Below are 10,749 nucleotides of genomic sequence, written 5' to 3'. Positions count from 1 at the left end.
GTGCCGGCTGCGGGGCGGCCATCGGGGCCGGACGCGCCGCGCCGAAGCCCGGGCGTGCGCCCGCCGACATCGCCRCCGGGGCCCGGGCCTGCTGCACCGCCGGCTCCTGCATCTCGGCGACCGCCGGCTCGGCCTCGTCCTCGGCCGCATAGTCCGGCTCCGGCGCTGCCTCAATCGAGGCCGGGGCCGGGGCCTGCTCGACCGGGGCCGGGGCGACCGGCTTCGGCGCCGGCTGGGCCATGGTGAAGCGCTGCGGCGTCACCGCCGCCGGGCGGGCCGGCATCATCGGCTGCGGCTGGGGCTGCGGCTGTTGCGCCGAAGCGCCGGCCGGCTGCGGCCGGGCGCGGTCGCCGGAGGGCAGCGTGGTGGTGCTGTAGGTCTGCGACCGCTGCGCCTGGTTGATCGCCATGTCGATGCCGGTCGCGACCACCGACACCCGGACCTTGCCCTCCATGCTCTCGTCGAAGGTCGAGCCGAAGATGATGTTGGCGTCGGGGTCGACCTCGTCACGGATGCGGTTGGTGGCCTCGTCGACCTCGTACAGGGTCATGTCGAGGCCGCCCGTGATGTTGATCAGGACGCCCTTGGCCCCCTTCATCGAGATGTCGTCGAGCAGCGGGTTCGAGATCGCGGCCTCGGCGGCGCTGATCGAGCGGCGCTCGCCCTCGGCCTCGCCGGTGCCCATCATCGCCTTGCCCATCTCCGCCATCACCGTGCGGATGTCGGCGAAGTCGAGATTGATGAGGCCCGGCTGCACCATCAGGTCGGTGACGCCGCGCACGCCCGAATGCAGCACCTCGTCCGCCATCCGGAAGGCGTCCGCGAAGGTCGTCTTCTCGTTGGCGATGCGGAACAGGTTCTGGTTCGGGATGATGATCAGGGTGTCGACATACTGCTGCAGCTCCTGCAGCCCCTGCTCGGCCATGCGCATGCGGTGCGCGCCCTCGAAGTGGAAGGGCTTGGTGACCACGCCGACGGTCAGGATGCCCTGCTCGCGCGCCGCGCGGGCGATCACGGGTGCCGCACCGGTGCCGGTGCCGCCGCCCATGCCGGCGGTGATGAACACCATGTGGGCGCCGTCGAGATGGGCGACGATGTGCTCCATCGCCTCCTCGGCCGAGGCCCGGCCGATGTCGGGCCGCGACCCGGCGCCGAGGCCCTGGGTCAGCCCGGCGCCGAGCTGGATCCGCTTCTGCGCCGCGGAGCCGGCCAGCGCCTGCGCGTCGGTGTTGGCCACCACGAATTCGACCCCGGCCAGGTTGGCCCGGATCATGTTGTTGACGGCGTTGCCGCCGGCGCCGCCGACCCCCACCACGGTGATCCGCGGCTGGAGGCTGATATCACCCTGCGGGATGCTGAGATTGATCATGTCGATGCTCCCCTACTGTCCCCTATTCACCCGGTCCGCTTCCATCCGCCCGATCCGTGCTCCCGGCATCGCCCCGGATGGTCAGGCGTGCCGGGTTGATTGGTCTTGGCTCAGAGGTTGTCACGGAACCACCCTCCGATCCGGCTGAAGAAGCCGCCGCCCGCGGCGCCGCTCTCCTCCAGCCCCGGGCCCGAGCCGACCAGGTCGGCGGGCCCCGAAATGGCGTAGGCCAGCAGGCCCGTCGCCGTCGAAAAGCTCGGCCCCGCCGTCGCCTCGGCCAGGCCGTCGAGGCCCAGCGGGCGGCCCATGCGGACCTGCTTGTCCAGCACCAGCTGGGCCAGCTCGCGCGCGCCCTGCAGCTGCGAGCCGCCGCCGGTCAGCACCACGCGGCGGCCGAAGGCCTTGTCGAAGCCGCTGGCCTCGAGCCGCGAGCGCACCATCTCGAAGATCTCCTCCATCCGGGGCTGGATGATCCCGGTCAGCAGGCTCTTCGGCACATGGGTCGGCTGGCTGTCCTCTTCCTCGCCGACCTGCGGCACGTCGATCACCTCGCGGTCGTCGGCGACCGAGGGCAGGGCCGAGCCGTAGAGCGTCTTCATCCGCTCGGCATGGACGACCGGCGTGGTCAGGCCGCGGGCGATGTCGTTGGTGACGTGGGCGCCGCCGACCGGCAGGCAGTCGGCGAAGACCAGCCGGCCCTCGATGAACACGGCCAGCGAAGTGGTGCCGCCGCCCATGTCGATCACGGTGCAGCCCAGCTCGCGCTCGTCCGGCACCAGGCAGGCCAGGCCCGAGGCGTAGGGCGAGAGGATGACGCTCTCGACCTCGAGATGGGCCCGGTTGACGCAAGCGGTCAGGTTGCGCACCGCGCCGGTGTTGGCGGTGATCAGGTGCAGGTCGATGCTGAGGGATTCGCCGACCATGCCGCGCGGGTCGCGCACGCCGCGGACCTCGTCGAGGCCGTAGCTGATCGGCACGGCGTGGATCACCTCGGCGTCGGTGGCGATGCTGCCGTTGAAGGCGCGGGCGGCGCGGCGCAGGTCGTTGTCGGTGACCTCGCGGCCGCCGACCGGCACCTGGAGCGACAGGCTCTGCGACGCCGGATGGCCGCCGGAGAGGTTGACGATCACCTCGTTGACGGTCTCGCCGGCCATCTGCTCGGCCGCCTGCACCGCCAAAGCGATGGTCTTCTCCGCCGCGTCGAGCTCGACGATCGAGCCGGCGCGGACGCCGCGGCTGGCCTGGTGGCCGATGCCGATCACCTGGGCCTTGCCCTCGTCGACGACGCGGGCGATGAAGCACACGACCTTGGTCGTGCCGAGATCGACCGCGGCGACGATCGAGCCCCGGGCGCGGGTGCGGGGGCGGCGCATCGCGTTAAATCCCATGAGAGCCATCCGCGCCACCCATCACGACTTGTCCTTGGTCGGGGCGCGCTGCGCCGCCGCCGCGGGGGTGAGCTGGATGACCATGCGGTCGCCCATGCGCAGGTCGACCGCCACGATGTCGCGGTCCAGCACCGAGTCCTTGCGCTGCGCCTCGTCCAGCCGGGCCAGCGCCGGGGCGACGTCGCCGTCCGGCAGCCTTACGGTGACGTGGTTGTCGAGCGTCAGGTCCCAGCGCCGGCCGCCGACCCGCATGGCCGAGCGGATCCGGCGGGCGATGTCCGGCGTCTTCGACAGCGCGTCGATCAGCGCCGCCGCGGTCGCGGCCGCATCGCCGCCGACCACCATCGGCAGGTCCGGATAATCGGCCACCGACGGCACCGGCAGGACATGGCCGTCGCGGTCGATCAGGCTGAAGCTCTGGTTGTTCTGCCACAGCGCCAGCGGCATCCGCTCCTCGATCCGGACGAACACCGTGTCCGGCAGCCGGCGCTCGACGCTGGCCGACCGGATCCAGGGGACGTCCAGCAGCGCCGCCTGGGCCGAGTCGGGGTCGAGGTCGAAGATCGGGTCGCCGCGGCCGACGCCGAGCGCCGCCATGATCACGCCGCCATCGACCGAGCGCCGGCCCTCGACCAGCACCTCCTGCACCGAGAAGCCGGCCGCCACGGTCAGGCCCATCACCGCGCCGTGGATGCCGCGCCCGGCCGCGGTCAGCGTGCCGCTGGTCCACAGCGCGGCCAGCAGGCCGAACACGGCGATGCCGCCCAGCGCCATGCCGCCCAGGCGCAGCGCCGCCGCCCGGCGCCGATCCATCGGCTTGCGGCGGACCGAGGTGCCGCCGCTGCCGCGCCGGCGCGCGGCGTCGGGCTCGGCGCTCAGCGACCGCATGCCGCGTCCTCCAGCAGCCATTCGCACAGATCGGCGAAGTCGACGCCGATGTGCCTGGCCTGCTCCGGCACCAGCGAGATCGGGGTGAAGCCCGGCTGGGTGTTGATCTCGAGGAAGTACAGCCCCTCGGTCCCCGGCCGGCTGTCGTCCCAGCGGAAATCGGTGCGGCTGATGCCGCGGCAGCCCAGCGTCCGGTGCGCCAGCAGCGCCAGGCGCATGGCTTCGGCCGAGACCTCCTCCGGCACCTGCGCCGGCAGGGTGTGGACGGCGTGGCCCTCGGTGTATTTCGCGTCGTAGTCGAAGAAGGCGTGGGTGTGCGCGATCTCGGTCACGGTCAGGGCGCGGTCGCCCATCACCCCGACGGTCAGCTCGCGGCCGGAGATGTATTCCTCGACCAGCGCATCGCCATAGCCCCAGCCGGCGAGGTCGATCGCCGGCACGTTGTCGTTGGCGCGGACGATGCGGACGCCGACGCTGGAGCCTTCGGCCGCCGGCTTGACCACATAGGGCGGCTCCATCAGATGGCGCTCGGCCACCTGCTCCGGCTTTGCCACCACGCCGCGGGCGGTGCGGATGCCGACGGCGCCGACCACCTGCTTGGTCGCCGGCTTGGACATGGCGATCGCCGAGGGCCGCACGCCGGAATGGGTGTAAGGCAGGCCCAGCATGTCGAGCACGCCCTGGATCGTGCCGTCCTCGCCGCCCTTGCCGTGCAGGGCGTTGAACACCACGTCCGGCGCCGGCCGCAGGGCGCGCAGCAGCGCCTCGAGGTCGCGGCCGACATCGATCAGCTCGACCCGATGGCCGCGCCCGCGCAGCGCCACGGCGACGGCCTTGCCGGAGACGAGGCTGACCTCGCGCTCCGCCGACCAGCCGCCGTAGAGGACTGCAACGGACTTCGTCATCGGCTCGCCCCCGCGGTGCGCTTGGCGCGCAGCGTGTCGAGCTCGCCGGGCAGGGCGTTGGCCCAGGCGGTGATGTTGCCGGCGCCGAGGCAGACCACGAAGTCGCCCGGCTGGGCCAGGTCGTAGGCGAGCTGCGGCAGCGCCTCGGGGCCCGGCAGCGGGATCACCCGGCGGTGGCCGCTGTCGCGCAGCCCCTCGACCAGGGCCGAGCGGGTGGCGCCTTCGACCGGCGCTTCGCCGGCGGCGTAGACATCCGCGACCACGACGATGTCGGCATCGTTGAAGCAGGTGCAGAATTCCTGGAACAGGCTGGCCAGCCGGCTGTAGCGGTGCGGCTGCACCACTGCGATCACCTTGTGCTTCTGGGCCGCGGCCCGGGCCGCCTTGAGCACTGCCGCAATCTCCACCGGATGATGGCCGTAATCGTCGATCACCGTCACACCGCCCGACTCGCCGGTCTTGGTGAACCGGCGCTTCACACCGCTGAACCGAGCGAGCGCTTCGATGATCTGCCCGTCGTCCATTCCCATCTCATGGGCCACGGCGATAGCGGCCAATGCATTCTGGATATTGTGTTGGCCGAGCATTGGCAACACAATATCGCGTATCAAACGGCTTTTTCCGGACTGCCGATCCTGGAGCACGGCGGTGAAGCGGGAGCCGCGCGTTTCGATCGAAAAGTCGATCGCGCGGATGTCGGCCTGCGGGCTGAATCCGTAGGTCACGATGCGCCGGTCGGTGACCCGGGAGATCAGCGCCTGCACCTCGGGATGGTCGATGCAGAGCACGGCGAAGCCGTAGAACGGGGTGTTGGTGACGAACTGCTCGAACGCCGCCTTCACCGAGTCGAAATCGCCGTAGAAGTCGAGATGCTCGGGGTCGATGTTGGTGACCACGACGATGGTCGCCGGCAGCCGGGTGAAGGTGCCGTCGCTCTCGTCGGCCTCGACCACCATCCAGTCGCCCTGGCCGAGCCGGGCGTTGGTGCCGTAGGCGTTGATGATGCCGCCATTGATGACGGTCGGGTCCATGCCGGCGCCGTCGATCATCGCCGCCACCAGGCTGGTGGTGGTGGTCTTGCCGTGGGTGCCGCCGATCGCGATCGACCATTTCAGCCGCATCAGCTCGGCCAGCATCTCGGCCCGGCGCACCACGGGGATCGAAGCGGCGCGGGCGGCCTTGACCTCCGGGTTGTCGCTCTTCACCGCCGAGGAGATGACGACCACCGCGGCGTCGCCGAGATGGGCCGCGGCATGGCCGATCTTGACGTCGATGCCGGCCTTGCGCAGGCGCAGGACATTGGCGCCCTCGGCCACGTCGCTGCCCTGCACCGAATAGCCGAGATTGTGCAGGATCTCGGCGATCCCGCTCATGCCGATGCCGCCGATCCCCACGAAGTGGATCATCCCAATGTCGAGCGGCATCTGCCTCATCGGCGGTACTCCTAAACTCAGGCTCCAGTAGCGGCCGACGCGCGAGCGCCCGCCTCCTGCCCGGCAAGGGCGAGGACGAGATCGGCGAGTCGGTCGGCGGCATCCGGATGGGCTGCGGCGCGCGCGGCGCCGGCTGCTTCCACCAGAACGGAGGGGCGGGTGTACAGGTGTTCGAGACGCGATGCCAGCACTTCCGGAGTGAGCTCCGACTGCGGCATCAGCCACCCTCCGCCGGAGGCCGCGACGGCCTTGGCATTGGCCGTCTGGTGGTCGTCCATGGCGAAGGGATAGGGCACCAGAATGGCGGGGCGGCCTATGACGCCGAGCTCTGCGACGGTCGACGCGCCGGACCGGCAGATCACCAGCTGGGCCGCGGCCAGCCGCTCCGGCACGTCGTCGAAAAAGGTCGACAGCGTCGCGTCGGCGCCGATCGCGGCGTAGCGGCCGCGGCACGCCTCGATGTCCTCGGGCCTGGACTGCTGCACGATCGAAAGGCGGGTCCGCAGCGCCTCCGGCAGCAGCGCCACCGCGGCCGGGATCAGCTCGCTGAACACCCGCGCGCCCTGGCTGCCGCCGAGCACCAGCAGGGTCAGCCCGCCCTGCTCCGTCGGCGCCGGATAGGGCGCGCCGGATCTGGCGGCGATGGCCGGGCGGACCGGATTGCCGGTGACCTCGACTCGCCGATTTTCTGCCGTTCCCTGCAGCGGGAAGCCGGTGGCGATGGCGGCGGCGCGGCCGGCCAGCCAGCGATTGACCCGGCCTAGGAGGGCGTTCTGCTCGTGCAGCAGCACCGGGATGCCGGCGCGCGATGCGGCCAGCACGGTCGGCGCCGAGGGATAGCCGCCGAAGCCGACCACGGCGGCCGGCCGGTGCCGGCGCAGCACGCCGCGGGCATCGAGATAGCCGAGGCCGAGCAAGGTCGCGGTCTTGAGCTTGCCGACCAGCCCCGGCGCCACGGTGGCGGAGCGGACGGCGTCGACCGGAACCTCGGGCAGCCGGTCGCCGAAGGCGCGGCCGCGCGGATCGGTCGCCAGGCGCACGCTGTGGCCGCGGGCGATCAGCGTCCGCGCCAGCGCCTCCGCCGGGAAGACGTGGCCGCCGGTGCCGCCTGCGGCCAGCAGGATCGGACGGGCATCCTTCACCGGATCCCGCTTCCGGCATGCCGCCGGGTCAGCGCCAGCACCATGCCCATGCCGTAGCCCAGCGCGATCAGGGACGAGCCGCCATAGGAGACGAAGGGCAGGGTCATGCCCTTGGTCGGGATCAGGTGCAGGGTCGAGGCCATGTTGATCGCGGCCTGCAGCCCGAACTGGGTGACCAGCCCGACCACCGCCAGCATGATGAACAGGTTGGTCTCGTTCATCACCCGCGACAGGCCGCGCACCACGATGAAGGCGAACAGCGCCACCAGCAGCAGGCAGAAGAACAGGCCGAACTCCTCGCCGCCGACGGCGAAGATGAAGTCGGCATGGGCGTCCGGCAGGTACAGCTTGACCGAGCCCTCGCCCGGGCCGGTGCCGAACAGGCCGCCATTGGTGAAGGCCTCGAGCGCCCGGTCGACCTGGTAGTTGTCGCCGGTCGACGGGTCGAGGAAGCGGTCGATGCGGCTGCGCACATGCTCGAACAGGAAGTAGGAGCCGACCAGGCCGCCGGTGCCCAGGCCGATCAGCCCGATCACCAGGAACATCGGCAGGCCGGCGATGAAGAACTGGATGAACCACACCGCGGTGACCACCACGGTCATGCCGAGATCCGGCTGCGACAGCAGCAGGAAGGCGATCAGGCCGTAGAGCACGGTGGAGGCGATGTAGCCGGGGAAGCCCGGCCGGGTCTTCTGCTGCGCGAACAGCCAGGCGGCGGCCACGGCGAAGGCCGGCTTGACGAACTCCGAAGGCTGCAGCGACAGGCCGGGCAGCTGGATCCAGCGGGTCGCGCCCTTGATCTCGACCCCGACGAACAGCGTGGCGAAGACCCCGAGCATCGACAGCAGCAGCACGATCGCCGCGGTGCGCCGGATCGCCCCCGGGCTCATCAGCGAGACCATGAAGGTCAGCACGATGGCCGGCAGCAGCATCATCAGATGGCGTTCGATGAAGTAGAACTCGCCGAGATTGATGCGCTGGGCCACGGCCGGGCTGGCGGCCAGGATCAGGATCGAGCCGATGCCCATGATGATGCCGAGCAGCAGCAGCATCCAGCGGTCGACGGTCCACCACCAGCGGCCGATGACCGAGCTGTCGGCGCGATCCAGGGTCACCATCTACAGCTCCCCTCTCTCAACCCGGACCTGCAGGCCCTTGACGGAGGCGGCGAAGGCCTCGCCGCGCGCCTCGAAATTGGCGAACTGGTCGAAGGAGGCGCAGGCCGGCGACAGCAGCACCACGGCGCCGGTTGCACCATCGGCCACGGCGGCGCGGTAGGCGGCCTCGATCGCGGCGTCGAGATCGGTCGAGCGCTGATACGGGACCTTGCCGTCGAGATGCGCGGCGAATTTCGGCGTGCCCTCGCCGATCAGGAAGGCCTGGGCGACGCGCGGCAGGTAGGGGTCGACCGCCTCCAGCCCGCCCTCCTTCGGCCGGCCGCCGGCGATCCAGTAGATGGTTTCGTAGGAGCCGAGCGCCTTGGCCGCCGCGTCCGGGTTGGTGCCCTTGCTGTCGTTGACGAAGCGGATGCCGGCGATGGTGCCGACCAGCTGCTGGCGATGGGCCAGGCCCGGGAAGGTGCGGATCGCCGCGGCCAGCACGTCCTCGGCGACCCCGGCAGCGCGCGCGGCGGCCCAGACGCAGGCGGCGTTCTGGCCGTTATGGGCGCCCGGCAGGGCCGGCGCCTGGCGCAGGTCGAGCACCGCGCGGGCCGCGCCTTCGGTGGCGTCGTACAGCACGAAGTCGCGGACGAACACGCCGCCCTCGACCGTGCGCTCGGCCGAGATCGGGATCACCCGGATCTCCGGCCGCGCTTTGGTCTTCGCGAACACCGCGCGGGAATAGTCGTCGTCGACCCCGATCACCGCGGTGCCGCCCGGGCGGATGCCGTTGAGCAGCCGGGTCTTGGCGGCAACGTAGCCGGCCATGTCGGCATAGCGGTCGAGATGATCGGGGGTGATGTTGATGAAGACGCCGATCGACCACGGCACCTCGGTGATGGTCTCGAGCTGGTAGGACGAGACCTCGAGCACGTACCAGCCGCCGGGGGCCACCGGGCGCAGGCCGAGCGCGGCGGGGCCGAGATTGCCGCCGGCCTCGGAATCGATGCCCGCCGCCTCGAACACATGCTGCAGCAGCGCCGTGGTGGTCGATTTGCCGTTGGTGCCGGTGACGCCGAGGAAGCCGGCCTCCGGCCGTGCCTCGGCCAGCAGGTCGATGTCCCCGACCAGCCGGCTGCCGGCCTCGAGCGCCCGCGCCACCGCCGGATGCGGCCGCGGATGGGTGCGCGGGATGCCGGGGCTGAGCATCACCAGGTCGATGCCGGCCATGCCCTCGGCCGCGAAGTCGCGCACCGGCACGCCCTCGCGCTCGGCGAAGGAGCGGCCGGCGACCTTGTCGTCCCAGGCCGCGACCTCGACCCCTGCCGCCTTCAGCGCCCGGATCGCGGCGGTGCCCGACTTGCCGAGGCCGAGGACGGCGACGCTGCGACCCTGGAGATGCGAGAGGTCGATCATCCGATCACCTCAGCTTCAGGCTGGACAGGCCGATCAGGGCCAGGATCACGGCGATGATCCAGAACCGGATCACGATGGTCGGCTCGGCCCAGCCCTTCTTCTCGTAGTGGTGGTGCAGCGGCGCCATGCGGAACACCCGCTTGCCGGTCAGCTTGAAGCTGGCGACCTGGACGATCACCGACACCGCCTCGAGCACGAACAGGCCGCCGATGATCGCCAGCACCAGCTCATGCTTGGTGATCATGGCGATGGCGCCGAGCGCGCCGCCCATCGACAGCGAGCCGGTGTCGCCCATGAACACCATGGCCGGGGGCGCGTTGAACCAGAGGAAGCCGAGCGCGCCGCCGATCAGGGCGCCGCAGAATACCGCCAGCTCGCCGGCGCCCGGGGCGTGGTGGATCTGCAGATATCCGGCGAAGACCGCGTTGCCGGCGAGATATGCGATCAGGCCGAAGCAGGTGGCGGCAATGATCACCGGCATGGTGGCGAGGCCGTCGAGCCCGTCGGTCAGGTTGACCGCGTTCGAGGCGCCGACCATGACCAGCATGGCGAAAGGGAAGAACAGGAGGCCGAGCTCGACCATGACATCCTTGAGGAACGGGATCGCGACCGCGGTCTCGCGCACCTCCGGCGTCACCTGCAGGTACCAGAACACGGCGACCAGGGCGATCGCCCCCTGCACCACCAGCTTCAGCCTGCCGGACAGGCCCTTGGGGTTGCGCTTGGTCAACTTCAGATAATCGTCGCCGAAGCCGACCAGGCCGAAGCCGACCGTGACCAGCAGCACGATCCAGACGAAGGCGTTGCGCAGATCGGCCCAGAGCAGGGTCGAGACCACGATCGCGATCAGGATCATCAGCCCGCCCATGGTCGGCGTGCCGCGCTTCTTGAAATGCCCCTCCGGCCCGTCCTCGCGGATCGGCTGGCCCGCGCCCTGCCGCGACTTCAGCCACCGGATCATCGCCGGGCCAATCAGGAAGGCGATGACGAGCGCCGTCATCACCGCGGCCCCGGTCCGGAACGTCAGGTACCGGAACAGGTTGAAGACCAGGGCCTGGTCGGCGAGCGGGGCGAAGAGGGCCGGAAGCACCGGGACCGTTCCTTTCAG

9 protein-coding genes are annotated in these 10,749 nt (G+C 70.8%); all 9 read right to left on the bottom strand.

Features of this window, described 5'->3' with window-relative positions; all coding sequences use genetic code 11:
• Nucleotides 1-1,369, bottom strand: a 1,369-nt coding sequence (gene ftsZ / locus AB4Z01_RS20340; protein ID WP_441696738.1) for a cell division protein FtsZ, incomplete at its 3' end; no start/stop codon positions are given.
• A gap of 110 nt (nucleotides 1,370-1,479) precedes the next feature.
• Nucleotides 1,480-2,742: a cell division protein FtsA gene (gene ftsA, locus AB4Z01_RS20335; RefSeq protein ID WP_441696735.1), complete on the bottom strand. Its 1,263-nt coding sequence runs from the start codon at nucleotides 2,740-2,742 to the stop codon at nucleotides 1,480-1,482.
• Nucleotides 2,743-2,778: 36 nt separating this feature from the next.
• Nucleotides 2,779-3,645 carry a cell division protein FtsQ/DivIB gene (locus AB4Z01_RS20330; RefSeq protein ID WP_441696732.1) on the bottom strand — a complete coding sequence of 289 codons (867 nt, stop codon included), beginning with the start codon at nucleotides 3,643-3,645 and terminating at the stop codon, nucleotides 2,779-2,781.
• Nucleotides 3,633-4,550: a D-alanine--D-alanine ligase gene (locus AB4Z01_RS20325; RefSeq protein ID WP_441696729.1), complete on the bottom strand. Its 918-nt coding sequence runs from the start codon at nucleotides 4,548-4,550 to the stop codon at nucleotides 3,633-3,635. Before AB4Z01_RS20325 ends, AB4Z01_RS20330 begins: the two co-directional genes overlap by 13 nt.
• Entirely contained in the window at nucleotides 4,547-5,983 is a 1,437-nt protein-coding gene (gene murC / locus AB4Z01_RS20320; protein WP_441696726.1) for a UDP-N-acetylmuramate--L-alanine ligase, read from the bottom strand. Before murC ends, AB4Z01_RS20325 begins: the two co-directional genes overlap by 4 nt.
• Before the next feature lie 17 nt (nucleotides 5,984-6,000).
• Nucleotides 6,001-7,125, bottom strand: coding sequence for an undecaprenyldiphospho-muramoylpentapeptide beta-N-acetylglucosaminyltransferase (murG, locus tag AB4Z01_RS20315; RefSeq protein WP_441696723.1), 1,125 nt, complete (start codon nucleotides 7,123-7,125; stop codon nucleotides 6,001-6,003).
• On the bottom strand, nucleotides 7,122-8,243 hold the full coding sequence (locus AB4Z01_RS20310; RefSeq protein ID WP_429227043.1) for an FtsW/RodA/SpoVE family cell cycle protein: 1,122 nt from the start codon (nucleotides 8,241-8,243) through the stop codon (nucleotides 7,122-7,124). The genes murG and AB4Z01_RS20310 overlap by 4 nt, the downstream gene beginning before the upstream one ends.
• Nucleotides 8,244-9,641, bottom strand: a complete 1,398-nt coding sequence (murD, locus tag AB4Z01_RS20305; RefSeq protein WP_441696719.1) for a UDP-N-acetylmuramoyl-L-alanine--D-glutamate ligase — start codon at nucleotides 9,639-9,641, stop codon at nucleotides 8,244-8,246.
• 4 nt (nucleotides 9,642-9,645) lie between these two features.
• Complete coding sequence (mraY, locus tag AB4Z01_RS20300; RefSeq protein WP_441696716.1) at nucleotides 9,646-10,731, bottom strand: phospho-N-acetylmuramoyl-pentapeptide-transferase; 1,086 nt, start codon at nucleotides 10,729-10,731, stop codon at nucleotides 9,646-9,648.
• Nucleotides 10,732-10,749 lie beyond the last annotated feature (18 nt).

It is taken from the genome of Inquilinus sp. YAF38 (assembly GCF_052113205.1).
Taxonomy (GTDB): domain Bacteria; phylum Pseudomonadota; class Alphaproteobacteria; order DSM-16000; family Inquilinaceae; genus Inquilinus.
Note: the sequence above shows the minus strand (reverse complement) of the source record. Positions and strands in the feature narration are given on the sequence as shown.

Coding starts and splice junctions, on each gene's coding strand:
- AB4Z01_RS20325 (WP_441696729.1), bottom strand. CDS start 4,550: ATGACGAAGTCCGTTGCAGTCCTCTACGGCGGCTGGTCGGCGGAGCGC.
- ftsA (WP_441696735.1), bottom strand. CDS start 2,742: ATGCGCCGCCCCCGCACCCGCGCCCGGGGCTCGATCGTCGCCGCGGTC.
- AB4Z01_RS20310 (WP_429227043.1), bottom strand. CDS start 8,243: ATGGTGACCCTGGATCGCGCCGACAGCTCGGTCATCGGCCGCTGGTGG.
- murD (WP_441696719.1), bottom strand. CDS start 9,641: ATGATCGACCTCTCGCATCTCCAGGGTCGCAGCGTCGCCGTCCTCGGC.
- murC (WP_441696726.1), bottom strand. CDS start 5,983: ATGAGGCAGATGCCGCTCGACATTGGGATGATCCACTTCGTGGGGATC.
- AB4Z01_RS20330 (WP_441696732.1), bottom strand. CDS start 3,645: ATGCGGTCGCTGAGCGCCGAGCCCGACGCCGCGCGCCGGCGCGGCAGC.